This is a genomic window from Pseudorhizobium flavum, assembly GCF_044142885.1.
Lineage (GTDB): Bacteria > Pseudomonadota > Alphaproteobacteria > Rhizobiales > Rhizobiaceae > Neorhizobium > Neorhizobium flavum.
The window spans coordinates 458071-475363 of sequence record NZ_JBIOKZ010000002.1; the positions used below are offsets into that span (position 1 = coordinate 458071).

Below are 17293 nucleotides of genomic sequence, written 5' to 3' on the forward strand. Positions count from 1 at the left end.
GAAGACATGGAAAAGAGCAGGTTTCTGGCGGCAGTCATGCCGCGTCTGACGGCAATTGGCGCGCTGACGATTCTCGTGGCGGGATGCAACAGCTTCGCACTCGACGACGGGATCCCGAATACCGCGCCTGCTGCGACCGTCGTTTCCAACGCCCCGCCGCCGCCCCAGGGGCCTCTTGCCAAGCGGGACAGTGGCACCTATCCCACATTCGACCAGACGCTGAAGGCAGCCAACGTCCAGATCGGTGACGATGAGGCTGCTGGATCCGAAGCGGCGCTTTCGGCGCTTGCCCGGGCGCGTGCCAACGGAACAGTGACCGAGGCCGAGTACCAGCGCCGTCTCGCGGAGCTGCGGCGGTTGGCAGCGGAACACGCACGCGAAGCCGAAGCGGCGATCGCCAATTAGCACTTGCCTTCGGGGCTTTTTGGCCGCAAATCACCAAATTGCCGGAAGGCAGATCCTTGCGCTCTCAATTGATTGCGCGTGCTTCACGAGGAATGTCATGGAAGAGTTCCATAAAGTTCGCAGATTGCCACCCTACGTGTTCGAACAGGTCAACCGTTTGAAGGCAAGCGCGCGAGCGGCGGGAGCCGACATCATCGACCTCGGCATGGGGAACCCGGACCTTCCGACCCCGAAGAACATCGTCGACAAGCTCTGCGAGGTCGTCCAGGACCCGCGTACGCACCGTTATTCCTCCTCGAAGGGCATTCCGGGCCTCCGTCGCGCCCAGGCCGCCTATTACGCACGCCGCTTCGGTGTAAAGCTCAATCCTGAAACGCAGGTGGTGGCGACCCTCGGCTCCAAGGAGGGGTTCGCCAATATGGCGCAGGCCATCACTGCGCCGGGCGACGTGATCCTGTGCCCCAACCCGACCTATCCCATCCATGCCTTCGGCTTCCTGATGGCTGGCGGTGTGATTCGCTCGATGACCGTCGAGCCCGATGAGAGTTTCTTTCCGCCCCTGGAGCGGGCGGTTCGCCACTCCATCCCGAAGCCACTGGCGCTGATCATCAATTACCCTTCCAACCCGACCGCCCATGTGGCGTCGCTGGATTTCTACAAGGACGTGATCGATTTCGCGCGCAAGCACGACATCATAGTGCTGTCTGACCTTGCCTATTCCGAGATCTATTTCGACGAGAACAATCCGCCGCCGTCGGTGCTGGAGGTTCCAGGTGCCATCGATGTGGCCGTCGAGTTTACCTCGATGTCGAAGACATTTTCGATGCCCGGCTGGCGGATGGGCTTTGCTGTCGGCAACGAAAGGCTGATCTCGGCGCTGACGCGGGTGAAATCCTACCTCGACTACGGTGCTTTTACCCCAATCCAGGTCGCCGCAACCCACGCCCTGAACGGCGATGGTTCCGACATCGCGGAGGTCCGGGCTGTCTATAAGCGCCGGCGTGACGTGATGGTGGAAAGCTTTGGCAAGGCCGGTTTCGAGGTTCCGCCGCCGGCCGCGACCATGTTTGCCTGGGCGAAGATCCCGGAGAAGTTCCGGCATCTCGGATCGCTCGAGTTCTCGAAGCTCCTGGTCGAAAAGGCGGATGTGGCCGTGGCTCCCGGCGTCGGCTTCGGCGAGATGGGCGACGACTACGTCCGATTGGCTCTGGTCGAGAACGAGCACCGTATCCGCCAGGCGGCGCGGAACATCAAGAAGTTTCTCTCGAGCGCAGACGAGACCATGCACAACGTGATCTCGCTCAACGCTCGCCGCTAACGGACTGCATGTCCGGAATTCAGGCGGCTCCCGCGGGCCGCCAAATCCCCTCCAGAAATCAGGAAATACAAGTCATGGCAGGTGCCCTGAAAATCGGCATTGCGGGTCTCGGTACGGTCGGTTCCTCGCTTGCAAGGATTATCACTGGGCGCGCGAACGAACTCTCGGTGACTTGCGGCCGCGCCATCGAGATAACCGCGGTCAGTGCGCGGGACAGGTCGCGGGATCGGGGTGTCGACGTTTCCGGCATGGCCTGGTTTGACTCTGCCGAGGAAATGGCTGCGCGGGCGGACATTGACGTGCTCGTTGAGCTGATCGGCGGTTCCGAAGGTCCCGCTGAACGTGCGGTGCGCGCGGCGCTCGACCGTGGCCTCCACGTGGTGACGGCGAACAAGGCCCTTCTTGCGCGCTATGGTGTCGAACTGGCGGCGTTGGCGGAGAAGAAGGGGGTGCTCCTCAACTTTGAGGCGGCCGTAGCGGGAGGCATCCCGGTCATCAAGGCCCTGCGAGAGAGCCTCACCGGAAACCGCATTTCCCGCGTCTACGGCATCATGAACGGGACCTGCAACTACATCCTGACCCGGATGGAGAAGGAGGGCCTGTCCTTTCAGGATTGCCTGACGGAAGCGCAACGCCTCGGCTATGCGGAAGCCGACCCAACCTTCGATATCGAAGGCAATGACACGGCCCACAAGCTCGCGATCCTCACGACGCTTGCTTTCGGGACGCAGATTGCCGCAGACGAGATCTACCTAGAAGGCATCAGCAACATCTCCATCGAGGATATTGAGGCGGCCGCCGATCTCGGCTACCGCATCAAGTTGCTGGGGGTAGCCCAGCAGACGGATTCCGGCATCGAGCAGCGTGTGCATCCCACCATGGTGCCGCGCGATTCCGTCATCGCTCAGGTCGACGGGGTGACGAATGCTGTGGCTATCGAATCCGATATCCTGGGCGAACTGTTGATGGTGGGGCCAGGAGCCGGTGGCGATGCGACTGCATCCGCGGTTCTTGGCGATATCGCGGACATCGCCAAGAGCCGTCCCGGAGAACAGCGCGTCCCGGTGCTGGGCACGCCTGCTGCGGCCCTCGAACCATATCGACGCGCCCGCATGCGCAGCCATGAGGGTGGCTACTTCATCCGGCTGACGGTCGCTGACCGCACCGGCGTCTTCGCCAGTGTCGCCACCCGGATGGCGGAGAACAGCATTTCTCTGGAATCAATCGTACAGCGCGCAAGCTCCACCGCCCCGGCGACGGGAGCCAAGACGATCATTCTCGTGACCCACGCGACGACGGAGGCGTCGGTGCGCAACGCCGTGACCGCCATCAAGGCGGAGGATTATCTAGTAGGCGAGCCACAAGTCATCCGCATCGAGCGCCCGAAGGCGTTCTGACTGCTTCACACCTCCCTTTTGGAGCGGCTTGCGGCGAGCAAAGACCGCTGGCCGAGATGGCTCGAATCACGTTAGATTCGTTGCGAAATCACCTTGCGCGGGGAGGGCGTCAGAGTGGTCTGGAGGGTGTCGGGCAGGGAGCCGTTGCGGCTTTCCTGCGAGGGTGCCAGAATCGTCCTGGCAGAGGCGGCTTCGGTGACGAGTCCGGTTCATGCCAACGACCAAAGGCAGGAGGAAAGCGAAGGAAGCCGGAACTGGGCTGTTTTGCTTGTACTTCTTGTTCCTCCGGCAACAGCCCTGACTGTACTGGCGGCATTCTTGTGACGGGCCTGCAATCGTGGTGCGGACTAGTTCCTAGTTAACCGACGTAATGTGATTCCGTCTGGGCTGCCGATCGGCTATTAAGTCGACATGACAGTCAAGCATCTGCCGCTCATCACGTCCACAGACACGCCGGTCGATCCGGTGCCGAGGGCCTTCCTCGGCGTCGAGCGCTCCGCCTGCGGGCAGCGATGGGTGTCGCGGCTTGATCAGGCTGCGCAGAACCGCGCGCTTGCCATTGCTCAGGTTCACGGCCTTCCCGACCTCGTGGCGCGTGTGCTGGCGGGGCGCGGCGTCGGGCTGGACGAGGCGCCAGCTTTCCTCGATCCAACCATCCGCTCGCTGATGCCCGAGCCATACACGCTGACGGATTGTGAGCAGGCCGCCAAGCGAATTGCGCTGGCTGTCGAGCGTGGGGAGAAGGTCGCCATCTTCGGTGACTATGATGTGGACGGCGCTGCCTCTTCTGCCTTGCTCTACCGATTCCTCGCACACTTCGGTGTGACGGCCGAGATCTATATTCCCGACCGCATCTTCGAGGGCTATGGCCCGAACCCCGCCGCGATCCGCCAGCTTGTTCAGAATGGTGCCGGATTGATCGTCACGGTGGACTGTGGTTCGACCAGTCACGAAGCTCTCGATGCCGCACGGGAGGCAGGTTGCGAGGTCGTGGTCATCGACCACCACCAGCTTGGCCATGAACTTCCCCATTGTCTGGCGCTGGTCAACCCGAACCGCGAGGACGATCTTTCCGGTCAGGGGCACCTGTGCGCGGCAGGGGTCGTCTTCATGGTGCTGGTGGCGACAGCGCGGCTGCTCCGCCAGCAGGGACATCCCCGATCGGCAGGGCTGGATCTTCTGGCCTGGCTGGACCTGGTGGCCCTGGCCACGGTCTGTGATGTCGTTCCGCTGAAAGGCCTCAACCGTGCCTTCGTGGTGAAAGGCCTGCTGGCGGCTCGTCACATGAACAATTGCGGACTCGCCGCTCTCCTGCGCAAGGCAGGACTTGGTGGTCCCGTCACACCCTATCATCTGGGCTTCCTGTTGGGCCCCCGCATAAATGCTGGAGGGCGCATCAGCGATGCGGCACTCGGCAGCCGGCTGCTGACGCTCGACGACGCGGCGCTAGCCGAGGAAATCGCCGGGCGTCTCGATGAGCTCAACCGCGAACGGCAGGCTATGGAGGCGGCGATGCTCGCCGAGGCCGAGGCGGAGGTCATGGCGGAGTATGGAGACGGCGAGTCGGCGACTGTGCTGGTGACCGCCCGGGAGAACTGGCATCCGGGCATTGTCGGGCTGCTTGCGGCGCGTCTGAAGGAGAAATTCCGCAGACCTGCCTTCGCGATCGCTTTCGATCCGTCTGGGAAGGGCACCGGTTCGGGCCGCTCCATCAACGGCTTCGACATGGGACGCATGGTGCGTGCCGCGGTCGACGAGGGGCTGCTGGTAAAGGGCGGCGGTCATGCCATGGCGGCAGGATTGACCGTCGAGCGCCACAACCTCGGGCGGCTGCGTGCCTTCTTTGAGGAGAAGGCTGCCGACACGGTCGCTTCGCTTGTCGCCAGTCACGTGTTGAAGATCGATGGGGCGCTCTCGGCATCGGGAGCGACACTCGACATGCTGGACCAGCTCGAAAAGGCCGGCCCCTACGGTTCCGGGCACCCCCAGCCGGTGTTTGCGATACCGTCTCATCGGGTGAGGGATGCGCGGCTGGTGGGGACCGCCCATGTGAAGGTCCAACTTGAAGCGGTTGACGGGGCTCGATTGGACGGAATAGCGTTCCGATCTGCCGACACACCGCTAGGACAGCTTCTCCTCAATTCCCGCGGCAGCCAGATCCACGTTGCAGGCTGCCTGAGCGGCGATCACTGGCAGGGCAACCGGCGAATTCAGCTGCGAATTCTGGATGCTGCGCCAGCGAACTGATCTAATTTCTCAGGAAGAAGTGGCACGCCCTAGGGGAGTCGAACCCCTCTTTCCAGAATGAAAATCTGGCGTCCTAACCGATAGACGAAGGGCGCGTGCGCGGTGTGGCGCCCTTATAGTCAGCGCCCCTTTTGGCCGCAAGCGTGAATTTTGGATTTCGCAGGAAAAACAGCAAAAATTCCATGGCCAGATGCTGCACGCCGCCGCCAGGATTCAAAGCGCGTCTTGTTCGGCTTGCTGAGATAGAATGATTGAAGAGAGTGGCACGCCCTAGGGGAGTCGAACCCCTCTTTCCAGAATGAAAATCTGGCGTCCTAACCGATAGACGAAGGGCGCGTGCGGTGAGCGACCTTATAGAGGGGTGATTTTCATCCCGCAAGCGCGAATTTTGCTTGCCTGCAAAAAAATACCGAAGGGCGGGAAACGCGATTTGGTTGGGTGATAGTCTAGTTCCATCAGCACCTTAGCGGGTTTCCGTCAATATCCGTCCCGCAGCTTTCGCTCGGGTACTGCGCCGGCGCGCTGAAGACGCTACCGGTGCGGGCGTTGATGCCGCGGCCGGCCATTGCAGGTGCCGGGGCGTCTGTCGCGGGCGCGGCGTTGCCGGAGAAGATGCTGGCGCTGCCAGCGCGGATGCCGGTGGGTTCAGTGACGACGCCTGCCGCCATTGCATCTCCCGCAAAGGAATCGGGATCGGGTGCTGCCGGAAACCCATCGGCCACCATACCATCCGGGTCGTAAGCCGCGGAGGATGCTGACACCACTGCGGGGTCGGTGTAGCTGCTGGAGGCTGTCTCGCCTGCGTTGGCGCTTCGCCCCTTGGATGCGGCGGTTTCCTTGACTGTCGGCTCGTCAGCCGATCCGGACTTACTGGAGGTGGTGCAGCCGGAGAGGGCAATAGCCGCAGCACCTGCTGCGATGAGCAGCCGCGAGCGACTCAGCCTTCCACCGGAATTTCCAGGCATCATGCCGTTTGCCCCCATCGTTCGAATCAGCCGGTAGAGCTTGCCCCCGTTCCGGTGCCGGGAGCAAGCCTCGCGACGGTATTACCAGGAGCCGGTATTCTCCATCGACGCCCACGGCTCCGTCGCCGCCAGCGCCTCACCCTTCTGGAGAATCTCGATCGAGATGCCGTCCGGTGAACGGATGAAGGCCATGTAGCCGTCGCGGGGCGGGCGATTGATGGTGACGCCGTTCTCCATCATCTTGCGGCAGAATGCATAGATGTCGTCCACCTCGTAGGCGAGGTGGCCGAAATTGCGGCCTCCCGCATAGTCCTCCGCGTCCCAGTTATAGGTGAGCTCCAGGCAGGGGGCCTTGCGAGTACGTGCCGCCTCGGCGTCTTCAGGCGCGGCCAGAAAGATGAGCGTAAAGCGGCCTTTCTCGTTCTCGATACGTCGTACCTCCTGGAGTCCCAGCAGATCGGTGTAGAATCGCATCGAGGCATCGAGGTCCCTGATCCGGACCATGGTGTGAAGGTAACGCATGGGCATTGTTCTCCGCTTTCTCTATGCCGGTTCTTATGCTCCCGTCCGTCAGCTACGGACAAGCCTGCAGAGATAGGAACGGGGTGGATAATTCCTAGACGGGGACTTGCGCTGGAGGGTTAACGGGATGTTAATCTCACCTCCAGAATCAGTCTACCGGGGCTGTAGCGCGTAATCGAGGGGCCGACACAGATGGCAGACCGAATGTCAGCGAAGGACATGGCCGGGATCGAGGACCTCGCCGGCGAGGCTGTCGATCTGATTGAGATCACCGGTGTCGTGAAGTGGTTCGACGTGGCGAAGGGGTTCGGCTTCATCGTGCCGGACAACGGCATGCAGGATGTGCTGCTGCATGTCACCTGCCTGCGCCGCGACGGGTACCAGACGATCCTTGAAGGGACGCGCATCGTGGCTCTCATCCACAAGCGCGAACGCGGCTACCAGGCCTTCCGCATCCTTTCCATGGACCAGTCGACGGCCGTGCATCCGCATCAGATGCCGCCGGTGCGCACCCATGTGCAGGTGACGGCGACCAGCGGTTTGGAACGGGCGCTCGTCAAGTGGTTCAACCGGACCAAGGGGTTTGGCTTCCTGACGCGCGGCGAGGGGACGGAGGACATCTTCGTTCACATGGAGACGCTCCGTCGATTCGGGTTGACTGAGCTGCGCCCAGGCCAGGTGGTCCTCGTCCGCTACGGACCGGGCGACAAGGGGTTGATGGCGGCCGAGATTCATCCCGACAATCCCAATCCAATCGGCCGGGCGCACTGATGGGCAGGTGGTCTCTCCGTTTTGCTGGAAGCGCCGTAGCGGCGCTTCTTCTGCTTTTCATGAGCCAGTCCATTGCGCAGACGAGCTTCGAGCAGGAAGACCTGCTGATCCAGACGAAGTCCGGCAAAGTGCACAATTTCACGGTGGAACTGGCGCTGACCGCGGAACAGCGCTCGCAAGGGCTGATGCACCGGGAAAGCATGCCGAAAGATCACGGCATGCTGTTCGATTTCGGCGAGACCCGGCCGGTCTCCATGTGGATGCGCAACACGCCGCTGCCGCTCGACATGCTGTTCATCCAGCGCGACGGGACCATCTCCCATATTCACCGCAAGGCCGTTCCGTTCTCTGAAGCGATCATCGATTCGCGCGGGCCGGTACATTTCGTCCTCGAGTTGAACGGGGGGCGCGCTGCCGCCCTTGGGATCGAGGCAGGCGACAGGGTTATGAGCAAGCGGATCGACAGCCGAGACTGACCGGAAACCCCGCATGACTTTTCCGTTGGATTTTGCAGTTGCGGCCCGGCATCGAAGCGTGTAATCCGCTGGGCAACGTGGAAACGGAGTGTAGCGCAGTCTGGTAGCGCATCTGGTTTGGGACCAGAGGGTCGGGAGTTCGAATCTCTCCACTCCGACCACGTGCCGGACGAGCCCAGCAGTCCGGCATTCAGGGAGCGTCGTCGGAATGTCCGCCAAGATCTATCGTCCTGCGAAAACAGCCATGCAGTCGGGCAAGGCCAAGACCCATCTGTGGGTTCTGGAGTTTGACCAGGAGGCGCCGCGTCGCATCGACCCGATTCTCGGCTACACGTCATCGTCCGACATGCGCCAGCAGGTCCGGTTGACCTTCGAGAGCCAGGAGCAGGCGGAAGCCTATGCGCAGCGCGAAGGCATCCAGTACCGCGTCATCCCGCCGAAGGAAGTCGCACGTCAGGTCGTCTCCTACACGGACAATTTTCGCTATAACCGCATCCAGCCCTGGACGCACTGAGTTCGTCCGCCGGCGCATCCGGCCCCTTAGCTCAACTGGATAGAGCAACTGCCTTCTAAGCAGTAGGTCGCAGGTTCGAGTCCTGCAGGGGTCGCCAATTTTGTTCTGTCCGACCCGGAGACATAGGTAACGGTTTGTCCCTAATACATGGGTGACAACCTCGTGCCGAACGGGTTGTCGATGGTTTGCAATGTTCTCTGCTCCAGGTCGATATATCCGAGATCATAGTGCATGAAGCTGACGAGCCAAATGCCGTCGTCGACTTCCTTGAGCCCGAGCCTCTGTCCGGCCAGCACCGTCGAGATATTGATCTTCTTGCGATGGATGCAAAGCCGCCCGCAGTTGGTGACGATGGCGTCGCGATCGTGGAAGGGATAGTCGATGTCCGGCAGGCCCTGATAGAGTCTGGGCGACGTGGTGTAGAGCTCTGCCGGTACCTTCATAGACAGCGCCTCATGCGGCCGTTCTTCATTGAATTCGCTTACGAAAGCGTCGAAACGCATCTGCTGCTGCAGGATATTGCGGCCCGGCGGCCTCGTCGCTTCCTTCTTGAGCGTCAGGTGCATGCGCTCGTGGCGGCCGTTCTCCTGCGGGTGACCGGGACGGATGCGCTCGAGGGCGATGCCGAGCCTGAGCCACCAGACCGAGAGCTTTGACAGATTGTAGAGCCCGTTGGGACTGGCGAAGGGCAGGCCGTTGTCGGAGCGGATCGCGGCCGGCAGGCCCCGCTCGGCAAAAACCCGCCGAAAGGCCTCGAAGACACCCTGTTCGCGCGTCGATTCGAAGGCCTCGCAACACAGAAGATAGCGCGAGAGCTGGTCGGTGATCGTCAGGGGGTAACAGTATTGCCGTTGCCCAGCTTGAACTCGCCCTTGAAGTCGGCGCACCAGAGATCGTTGGGACCAGGTGCCGCCGATAGCTGCGTGCCGACGGCCTTGTTCGCCCGGTTCCTCTTGCGGGCCTGGCTCACAAGGCCGTGACGATCGAGTACGGCGTGTACGGTGCTCCTTGCCGGAATGCGCACATCGCCGGCCAGCCGTTTGACGAGCAGTTCCCTGATCTTCCTGGCACCCCAGTAAGGCTTCTCTTGTCTGAGGCGAACAATCATCGCCTCAACCGGATCCGGCAACTGGTTGGCATAGCGCACCGGCCGTCGGGATCGATCGGTCAGCGCTTCTAGGCCATCATCCTTGTAGCGGTTGAAGATCTTGTAGCCGGTCTTGCGCGAGATGCCGAACGCTCGGCACACCTCGCTCATGCCTTCGCCCTCAAGCAGCCGGGCGACAAATCGTAGACGTTCCTCCATGACCGAAGTCTCTCTCCACGGCATCAACACCTCCCGACAAAGTCGAAAAGTGTTACCCATGTATCCGGTACGAAATGTCACCTATCTCTCAGGTCGGACATCCAGAATATCAGCATCCAACTGGCGTCTGAACGTGTAGCGGACGGTGGCGCACGAGCCATAAGGCCATCACGGATATCTCCCGGAGAATCTACGGCGGCTGAGTGTGTCTGTTCTGCAACAGGCAGCATAGCTTGCGCCCGGCTTTTGCGTCTATACTTGACTCAAGTAATCATCTTTGTGATCTGATCGCCCCGATCACAGGGGATAAATAAATGCGTTTCAGATCAATGTTCTGGCGCCGGAGGCTCATGCTTCTGGCGGGGGGTTCGCTTTGCCTTTCCACGGGTGCGATTGCACAGGATAGTGCCGGAGGCACCGAACTTGAGACCATCGTTCTCGAAGCGGAAAGCGACGACATCCTGGTCCAGGATGGCTATGTCGCCAAAAGCGACCGAATCGGAACGAAGACCGACACGCCACTCGTCCGGATACCGCAGGCGGTCTCGGTCGTAACCCAGGACCAGATCGAGGACCAGAAGCCGCGGACACTGAATGAGGCGCTGACCTATACGGCCGGGGCGAACCCGACCAATTTCGGCTACGACAGCCGCTATGATGCATTCTACCTGAGAGGCTTTCCGGCCTACTATACCGGGACCTTCCGTGATGGTCTGAAACAGTTCAACGGCCCCTCTGCATGGTTTCGCACCGAACCCTACGGCCTAGAGGGCGTGACCATTCTCAAGGGGCCGGCGTCGTCGCTCTATGGGGTCAGCGGTCCGGGTGGCATCGTCAACATGGTGACGAAGCGGCCGAAGGACGAAGAATTCCGCGAGGTTGAGCTGCTGCTGGGCCAGGACAGCCGCTATCAGGCCGCCGTTGATCTGTCGGGTCCGGTGGATGATGAGGGGAGCCTGCTCTACCGGTTCACGACGGTAGGACGGAAGAGCGACACCCATATCGACGGCTATCCGGACGACACCTTCTATCTCGCCCCTGCCTTCACCTGGAAGCCGGATGAGGACACAAAGTTCACGCTTCTGGGCGAGTATTCGAGGTCCGTCGTGGGGGCGACGGCGTACTACGTCAATCCTTCATTGGGACAGATATCGGACATCTATTCCGGAGATCCGGACTGGAACGACTTCACCACAACGCAGGGCCGGATCGGATACGAATTCGAGCATCGGCTGAACGACGTCGTGACCCTGCGCCAGAACCTTCGCTACCACGAAGTAGATGCGGACCTGAAGTACAGCTATCTCGGAACCTCCTGGTCGCAGTACAAGGAAAAGGTCTCTGCCTTCTCGGTCGACAACATCGCCCAGTTCGAATTCGATACCGGTCCGCTGTCGCATACGGCAATCCTCGGCTTCAACTACAACTGGTGGGACTATTCGGCCAAGGCACGCGGATCCACCACGTCGCCTGCCGATGTTGCCCTCCAAGCCTTCGCGTCGTCGGGCGAGCAGGAGATGGACCAGTATGGCATCTACCTGCACGACCAGATCGAGTGGGACCGCTGGACGCTCTTCCTCACCGGACGGCAGGATTGGGCGGCTTCCGACAGCGTGACATCTGCGGGAACCGCTATCGACACCACCGATCGCGCCTTCTCCTGGAGAGCCGGTCTCTCCTACCAGTTCGACTGGGGTCTGGTGCCTTACGCCAGCTACGCGACGTCGTTTTCGCCCAACCTCGGTTTCGTCTATGACGCAAGCGGAACCCGAACAGTCGCGGAACCCACCAGTGCCGATCAGATCGAGATCGGCGTCAAGTACGAAATTCCCGAGACGAACATGATGCTGGGCGCTGCCTATTTCGATATCGACCAGACCGACGGAGTGGTCTTCGACGGGACCTTCGATGCCGCCGGCAATCAGGTTCAGCGACAGCTCGACCTGCACTCCCGGGGGTTGGAGCTGGAGGCAAACGCGTCCTTCGACAACGGTTTCAGCCTCATTGCATCGTATACCTACATGCGCATGACGATCGAGGAAGGCCTGCCGGGCACAGTGGGGAACGAGCTTTCGGGCGCTCCGAACCATGTTGCATCGCTGTGGGGGCATTACCTCTTCGAGGATGGCCCGCTGGCTGGCCTGGGGCTCGGGGCAGGGGTGCGATATGTTGGCGAAAGTTATGGTGATGACGCCAACACGTTCAAGAGCAGCTCGCGCACGCTGGTCGACGCCGCCGTCTCCTACGACTTCGGCTACCGCAATCCGGATCTGCAGGGCCTCTCGCTGCAGGTGAACGCAAAGAACCTGTTCGACAGGCAGGAGGCGATCTGCACCTCGGGCAATTGCTACTGGGACGAGGGACGAACCGTCTATGGTAGCCTGCGTTACCGGTTCTGATGGCGACGACGAATCAACCATCACCGGCGGTGCTGCTTACGGGCATCGCCGCTCTCTATGTGGCGCAAAGTGTGATTGGCGGCATGACCTGGACGGGGCTCCCCGCCGTGATGCGTGAGGCGGGTGTATCGCTCGATCGCATAGGTCTCGTCTCGCTGATCGCGCTTCCATGGGTGCTGAAGTTCCTGTGGGCGCCAGCGGTGGAGCGTTACAGGCTGCCGGTAGCCGGCCGCGATCGATCTGGTTCGATCGTGCTCGTCGGAGGCCTTGTCTCCGTCCTCGGGCTGATATCGGTCGGGATGCTCGACGCGTCGAACTGGACCGGCCTCTTTACCATCCTGATCGTCGTTGCCTTTGCCGCCTCCACCGTCGATATTGCCTGCGACGGCTTTGCCGTGCAGAGCCTGGCCCAGCGTCACCACGGATGGGCCAATGCGGCGCAGGTTGGTGGCGCATATCTGGGTGCCGCGCTGGGTGGTGGCCTTTTCCTCTATCTCGTCGGCACATCCGACTGGCGGCTCGCCACTTGGTCCATGGCAGGATTGGTCGTACTGCTCGGCATGCCCTTCCTGTTCGGTGTCGTCCGCCACATGCCAATCGAGGCGCGACGCCATGTGCCATCCCTGAGTCACGCCCTTGGGCGACCGCTCCTGAGGAGAGGTCTGATTGTCGCGGCGATCTTCGTGCTCGCCCAGAAATCGGCGCTCGGGATGATCGGGCCGTTTCTCGTCGACAAGGGTGTTGAACTGACGACTGTCGGGATACTCAATGGTGTCGGCACCCTGTTGATCGGCTCGGCCGCTGCGCTGATAGGCGGAGTCTGCGTTCTGTCATGGGGGATCCGTCCAGTGCTGCTCCTGGCGCTCGCCCTCCAGGCGGCGGCACTGAGCCTGCTGGCGTTCGCCGGCTGGACGGACGCGATACCCGTGCCGGTGCTCATGGGGGTCGCAATCGGCAGTACGTCGGGCATTATGGCATTCGGCTTCGTCGGCCTCTACGCGCAGTTCATGCGATGGTCGGATCCCCGTCAGGCTGGCGTCGACTTCACACTGTTCCAGAGCATGGATGCGCTCGTCAGCCTCGCAGGCGGTGTCGCCGCCGGCTATCTTGCGGAAGCGCTCGGCTACGGGGTGCTGTTTCTCGGTGCGTCCTTGGTGGCCCTGGCCTCTGGGCCGGTCATGATGCGTTTTGCAGACCGGTGAGAACTTGTCCGTCCCAGTCAGATCTCCCGGCGCCGGAACATCAGGGCAAGAAGGATACCAAAGAGGGCTGTCGCAGCGACATAATAGGGTGCCGCGGCCCAGCCTTTGGCGGATACCACGGCGGCGAGTAGCAGCGGTCCGAGAAACTGCCCCAGGTTGGTGCCCTGCATTACAAAGCCGCTGATCGTGCTGACGAGGTCCTGCCGGGCCGCATAGGCGGGGAGAGCGCTCATGATCGAGGCGGGAAGAAGCCCGCCGGTTGCCGCATAGATCAACGCGGCCGTGTAGCGGATCGTCAGCGGCAGTTCTGATGCGAAGACGGCGAAGGCGCTCAGCGACAGTAGGAAGAAGGCGATGACGATCAATGCCCATCGCCGCGCACCGTGACGTAGCAGATAGCCTCCGGCGATGTTGCCCGGCACATTCGCGAGTACGGCGATTGCCGTCATCGCGGAAGCAGTGCCCAATGCGAGCCCGCTCTCCTCGATCAGCATCGTTGGCAGAAAACCGAAGACGGACATGAAGCTTGCCGCATAGAGCAGGAACATTCCGCCAAGCAGCCAGGTGGTCGGAAGGGCGACCGTCAGTCTTGCTCCATCGAGAAGGGAAGATGGCGGCGTGGCTCCGGTGACGGAGGAGACCGGCCTGCACAGGAGGAGAGCTGCCAGGGGTATGAGCGTGAAAAGTGCAGCGGCAATCCAGGCGCCGCGCCAGCCGTAGACCGGCAGCAGGACCGGTGAGACGAGCATCATTCCACCGACACCGACCGGCAACCAGGCGGCCCAGATTGCAAAAGCGAGCCCGCGATCGCGGGCCTCGGTCGCGCTCGTAATGAGCGCAGGCGCAGCGACAACGGCCAGGATCAATCCGAAGCCCTCTACGATCCGACTGGCGAAAAGCACTGCTGCCGAGTGTGCGAACAGACCCGCCATGCTCCCGCATGTCAGGAGGACGAGGCTGAGTATCATCGCGCGCCGGTGCGTGACGCGATCGGCGAGCCGCCCCATGACGAGGCCCAGAAGACCGCCCATCAGCGCGACCAGCCCCATGAGCCAGCCGGCAGCGACAAGATCCAGTTGCAGTTCCTCGCGCAGAAGCGGCAAGGCAGGCGGAACCTTGCCGACATGCACCGCCGCAGCAACTCCTCCCAGCACCGCTATGGTGACGTGGCTCCAGCGTGTCGTCATTGCCTACTCTTCAATTTCATCCCCGGTGGGCGAGCGCGCCTCCACGCGACTCGGCGGCCGGGCAGATGTCCCGGAAGAGTTGGTATAGGGGAGAGATCGATACGCCAAGGTCTGGCTCCTGCAGATGTATGCAGCGTGGCAAATATGCTTGCGGGCACCTGGGTCCCCCGCTAGATTTTCGGGCAAGGAAACAGGGGCAGGACCATGTCGATCGAGGATACGGGGCGGACGACGCACACACTTGCGGCGCTGATGGAGCTTCGCAAGCGTATCCTGAATGGTGACTTTCCCGGCGGCACGCGCCTTTTTGAGGTCCCGCTTGCCGAGACGCTGCAGATTTCCCGAACTCCGATTCGCGAGGCGATGTCGCGCCTGGCCGAGGAGGGGTTGCTGGACCGGCTCGCTAATGGCGGTTTCGTTGTCCGCAGCTTCACGTTTGCCGATGTCGTAGACGCGATCGAATTGCGTGGCGTGCTCGAAGGGACGGCGGCGCGGCTCGCAGCCGAGCGCGGAGCGCCGGCGAGGCGGCTGCAGGAGATGGAAGAGGTGCTGATCCAGTTGGATGACTGTTTCGGTGCGGCACCCAACGACGTGGATTTCGAGGGCTATTCGGAGCTCAACGGGCAGTTCCATCGCATCCTGGTGGAGCTCTCCGGCAGTGCGGTCCTGCAGCGCGAAATCGATCGCGCAACGCGTCTGCCCTTCGCTTCACCCTCGGCGTTCCTCTCTGACCGAACGAATATCGATGTCTTCAGGCAGTCGCTCCATGTGGCGCAGGAGCAGCATCGCGCGCTGGTATCGGCGATCGGTTCACGGGAGGGCACTCGTGCAGAGTTCATTGCGCGGGAGCATGCGCGGATTGCCCGCCGAAATCTCGAATATGTGACCCTCGAGGACCCCGACCTCATACTCCGTGTCCCGGGGCTGGCGCTTCTCAACAGCTGATTTCCAGTGATCAATCAAGGCAGACTGGCTCCCCGTGCATACAGGGTTGCGATGACGCTTGAGAGAATTCGCCGTCAGCCCTCTTGATGTTTTGCCCTGAATGAGGATGATGTATACATCATCACTCATCTCAGGGAGGAGATATCGTGACGAGATCCAGTCTTTCGGACGTCATTAGTGCCAGCGGCAACGTCGTGGAGATGCTCCGCAACTCCAAAGTCGGAATGTATGTATACCCGGTGGTGGCGCCGGAGTTCACAAACTGGCGCGACGAGCAGCGTGCCTGGCGCGAATCCGCGGTCCTGTTCGATCAGTCCCACCATATGGATGAAGTGATCGTCGAAGGGCCTCAGGCAGCTGCTTTCCTTGAGTATGTCGGGATCAACAGCTTCGCCAACTTCGACCTGAACCGTGCAAAGCACTTCGTACCGGTGACGCCGGCCGGCCACGTGATCGGTGACATGATCATCTTCCGGGAGCGGGAGGACAAGTTCATCCTCGTCGGACGTGCCCCGACCGCCAACTGGGTGCAGTTCCAGCAGGCAATCGGCAAGTGGAACGTGCGTATACATCGCGATCCACGCTCGCCCTCGCGACCGGACGGCAAGGCGGTCTACCGCACCCACTATCGGTTCCAGATCCAGGGTCCGGATGCACCGAAAATCTTCGAGAAGATGAATGGCGGTCCGGTTCCGGACATCAAGTTCTTCCACGTCGACTGGATCAATGTTGGCTCCAAGCGGGTGCAGGCACTGCGCCACGGCATGGCCGGCGCACCTGGCCTGGAGATCTGGGGGCCTTACGCTGATCTCGAGTATATCCGCAGCGTGATCCTGCAATCCGCGCGCGACGCCGGTGTCGACCTTCACCAGGTCGGCAGCCGCGCGTACTCCACGAACACGCTGGAATCTGGCTGGATTCCGTCGCCGCTGCCGGGAATCTACACCGGTGACGGGATGATGAAGGAGTACCGCGACTGGCTGGGCGCCGACAGCTATGAGGCGACGGGGGCGATCGGCGGCAGCTTCGTGTCCAGCAACATCGAAGACTACTACGTCAACCCCTTCGAACTCGGATACGGCTTCTACATCGGCTGGAAGTCCGACTTCATCGGCAAGCAGGCGCTCGAGAAGATGAAGGACGGGAGGAACCGCAAGAAGGTCACCTTCGAATGGAATGCGGAGGACGTCGTTAAGGTCATTGCATCGGCCTTCCAACCGGGAGAGGACCATTACAAGTGGATCGACTTCCCGCAGCCCAACTATGCCTCCACCAGTGCCGACATGGTCATGCACGACGGCAAGATGGTCGGCATGTCGATGTTCAACGGCTACAGCTACAACGAACGCTGCATGCTGTCGCTCGGCGTGGTCGATGCCGATGTCCAGGAAGGCGATGTGCTGACGATGATCTGGGGCGAGCCGAACGGCGGCACCGGCAAGACATCGACGGAACGCCACAAGCAGGCGGAGATCCGTGTGCGTGTGTCGCCAACCCCCTATGCCCGGGAAGCTCGCGAGAACTATGCAGAGAGCTGGCGCACGAAAAAGGCCGGCTGAGCCGGCTGGTGACGGGCGTGCCAGGCGCGCCCGTTGCTTGGTTTCTGTTGCTTTACGAGGAGCGTCCGCTCGAACGTCGG

The 17293-nt window shown here is 61.7% G+C and carries 14 protein-coding genes, 4 tRNA genes and 1 pseudogene; 13 read left to right on the forward strand and 6 right to left on the reverse strand.

Features of this window, described 5'->3' with window-relative positions:
• Positions 1-6: 6 nt before the first annotated feature.
• From ACEPP2_RS05700 to recJ, 4 genes are all read left to right on the forward strand, one after another.
• Positions 7-405, forward strand: a complete 399-nt coding sequence (locus ACEPP2_RS05700; RefSeq protein WP_281978371.1) for a hypothetical protein — start codon at positions 7-9, stop codon at positions 403-405.
• A gap of 97 nt (positions 406-502) precedes the next feature.
• Positions 503-1723, forward strand: coding sequence for an LL-diaminopimelate aminotransferase (locus tag ACEPP2_RS05705; protein WP_395516042.1), 1221 nt, complete (start codon positions 503-505; stop codon positions 1721-1723).
• A 74-nt stretch (positions 1724-1797) separates the two neighbouring features.
• Positions 1798-3120: a homoserine dehydrogenase gene (locus ACEPP2_RS05710; protein WP_395516043.1), complete on the forward strand. Its 1323-nt coding sequence runs from the start codon at positions 1798-1800 to the stop codon at positions 3118-3120.
• 411 nt (positions 3121-3531) lie between these two features.
• Positions 3532-5367 (forward strand): single-stranded-DNA-specific exonuclease RecJ, encoded by a 1836-nt coding sequence (gene recJ, locus ACEPP2_RS05715; RefSeq protein WP_395516044.1) that lies wholly within the window; start codon positions 3532-3534, stop codon positions 5365-5367.
• 20 nt (positions 5368-5387) lie between these two features.
• Here the strand turns inward: recJ and ACEPP2_RS05720 are convergent.
• From ACEPP2_RS05720 to ACEPP2_RS05735, 4 genes are all read right to left on the reverse strand, one after another.
• Positions 5388-5462 (reverse strand) — tRNA-Glu (locus ACEPP2_RS05720).
• Between the two features lie 166 nt (positions 5463-5628).
• Positions 5629-5703, reverse strand: a tRNA-Glu gene (locus tag ACEPP2_RS05725).
• 119 nt (positions 5704-5822) lie between these two features.
• A complete protein-coding gene (locus tag ACEPP2_RS05730) occupies positions 5823-6335 on the reverse strand; it encodes a hypothetical protein (protein WP_281978367.1) in 513 nt (170 codons plus the stop codon).
• A gap of 78 nt (positions 6336-6413) precedes the next feature.
• The gene (locus tag ACEPP2_RS05735) at positions 6414-6854 is read right to left on the reverse strand and encodes a VOC family protein (protein ID WP_395516045.1); all 441 of its coding nucleotides are present in this window, start codon (positions 6852-6854) and stop codon (positions 6414-6416) included.
• Between the two features lie 192 nt (positions 6855-7046).
• On the opposite strand from ACEPP2_RS05735, the gene ACEPP2_RS05740 reads away from it, so the two are divergent.
• From ACEPP2_RS05740 to ACEPP2_RS05760, 5 genes are all read left to right on the forward strand, one after another.
• Entirely contained in the window at positions 7047-7625 is a 579-nt protein-coding gene (locus ACEPP2_RS05740; protein ID WP_052638598.1) for a cold-shock protein, read from the forward strand.
• Positions 7625-8101 carry a DUF192 domain-containing protein gene (locus tag ACEPP2_RS05745; RefSeq protein WP_142587821.1) on the forward strand — a complete coding sequence of 159 codons (477 nt, stop codon included), beginning with the start codon at positions 7625-7627 and terminating at the stop codon, positions 8099-8101. The genes ACEPP2_RS05740 and ACEPP2_RS05745 overlap by 1 nt, the downstream gene beginning before the upstream one ends.
• An 84-nt stretch (positions 8102-8185) precedes the next feature.
• A tRNA-Pro gene (locus ACEPP2_RS05750) sits at positions 8186-8262 on the forward strand.
• A 47-nt stretch (positions 8263-8309) separates the two neighbouring features.
• A complete protein-coding gene (locus tag ACEPP2_RS05755; protein WP_142587820.1) occupies positions 8310-8615 on the forward strand; it encodes an ETC complex I subunit in 306 nt (101 codons plus the stop codon).
• Positions 8616-8635: 20 nt separating this feature from the next.
• Positions 8636-8712 (forward strand) — tRNA-Arg (locus ACEPP2_RS05760).
• A gap of 43 nt (positions 8713-8755) precedes the next feature.
• Here ACEPP2_RS05760 and ACEPP2_RS05765 read toward each other — a convergent pair.
• A pseudogene (locus tag ACEPP2_RS05765) lies at positions 8756-9945 on the reverse strand (IS481 family transposase).
• 290 nt (positions 9946-10235) lie between these two features.
• On the opposite strand from ACEPP2_RS05765, the gene ACEPP2_RS05770 reads away from it, so the two are divergent.
• On the forward strand, positions 10236-12320 hold the full coding sequence (locus ACEPP2_RS05770; RefSeq protein WP_395516046.1) for a TonB-dependent siderophore receptor: 2085 nt from the start codon (positions 10236-10238) through the stop codon (positions 12318-12320).
• Positions 12320-13522: an MFS transporter gene (locus tag ACEPP2_RS05775; RefSeq protein WP_142587760.1), complete on the forward strand. Its 1203-nt coding sequence runs from the start codon at positions 12320-12322 to the stop codon at positions 13520-13522. The genes ACEPP2_RS05770 and ACEPP2_RS05775 overlap by 1 nt, the downstream gene beginning before the upstream one ends.
• Positions 13523-13539: 17 nt before the next feature.
• On the opposite strand, the gene ACEPP2_RS05780 is transcribed toward ACEPP2_RS05775, so the two are convergent.
• Positions 13540-14709 (reverse strand): MFS transporter, encoded by a 1170-nt coding sequence (locus ACEPP2_RS05780; RefSeq protein ID WP_395516047.1) that lies wholly within the window; start codon positions 14707-14709, stop codon positions 13540-13542.
• A 204-nt stretch (positions 14710-14913) separates the two neighbouring features.
• Here ACEPP2_RS05780 and ACEPP2_RS05785 point away from each other — a divergent pair, with 204 nt between their 5' ends.
• Positions 14914-15654 (forward strand): GntR family transcriptional regulator, encoded by a 741-nt coding sequence (locus ACEPP2_RS05785; RefSeq protein ID WP_052638592.1) that lies wholly within the window; start codon positions 14914-14916, stop codon positions 15652-15654.
• A gap of 146 nt (positions 15655-15800) precedes the next feature.
• The gene (gene ligM / locus ACEPP2_RS05790) at positions 15801-17213 is read left to right on the forward strand and encodes a vanillate/3-O-methylgallate O-demethylase (protein ID WP_142587758.1); all 1413 of its coding nucleotides are present in this window, start codon (positions 15801-15803) and stop codon (positions 17211-17213) included.
• Positions 17214-17293: the final 80 nt, after the last annotated feature.

Coding starts and splice junctions, on each gene's coding strand:
- ACEPP2_RS05780 (WP_395516047.1), bottom strand. CDS start 14,709: ATGACGACACGCTGGAGCCACGTCACCATAGCGGTGCTGGGAGGAGTT.
- ACEPP2_RS05730 (WP_281978367.1), bottom strand. CDS start 6,335: ATGATGCCTGGAAATTCCGGTGGAAGGCTGAGTCGCTCGCGGCTGCTC.
- ACEPP2_RS05755 (WP_142587820.1), top strand. CDS start 8,310: ATGTCCGCCAAGATCTATCGTCCTGCGAAAACAGCCATGCAGTCGGGC.
- ACEPP2_RS05775 (WP_142587760.1), top strand. CDS start 12,320: ATGGCGACGACGAATCAACCATCACCGGCGGTGCTGCTTACGGGCATC.
- ACEPP2_RS05710 (WP_395516043.1), top strand. CDS start 1,798: ATGGCAGGTGCCCTGAAAATCGGCATTGCGGGTCTCGGTACGGTCGGT.
- recJ (WP_395516044.1), top strand. CDS start 3,532: ATGACAGTCAAGCATCTGCCGCTCATCACGTCCACAGACACGCCGGTC.
- ACEPP2_RS05705 (WP_395516042.1), top strand. CDS start 503: ATGGAAGAGTTCCATAAAGTTCGCAGATTGCCACCCTACGTGTTCGAA.
- ACEPP2_RS05735 (WP_395516045.1), bottom strand. CDS start 6,854: ATGCGTTACCTTCACACCATGGTCCGGATCAGGGACCTCGATGCCTCG.
- ACEPP2_RS05785 (WP_052638592.1), top strand. CDS start 14,914: ATGTCGATCGAGGATACGGGGCGGACGACGCACACACTTGCGGCGCTG.
- ACEPP2_RS05745 (WP_142587821.1), top strand. CDS start 7,625: ATGGGCAGGTGGTCTCTCCGTTTTGCTGGAAGCGCCGTAGCGGCGCTT.
- ACEPP2_RS05700 (WP_281978371.1), top strand. CDS start 7: ATGGAAAAGAGCAGGTTTCTGGCGGCAGTCATGCCGCGTCTGACGGCA.
- ACEPP2_RS05740 (WP_052638598.1), top strand. CDS start 7,047: ATGGCAGACCGAATGTCAGCGAAGGACATGGCCGGGATCGAGGACCTC.
- ACEPP2_RS05770 (WP_395516046.1), top strand. CDS start 10,236: ATGCGTTTCAGATCAATGTTCTGGCGCCGGAGGCTCATGCTTCTGGCG.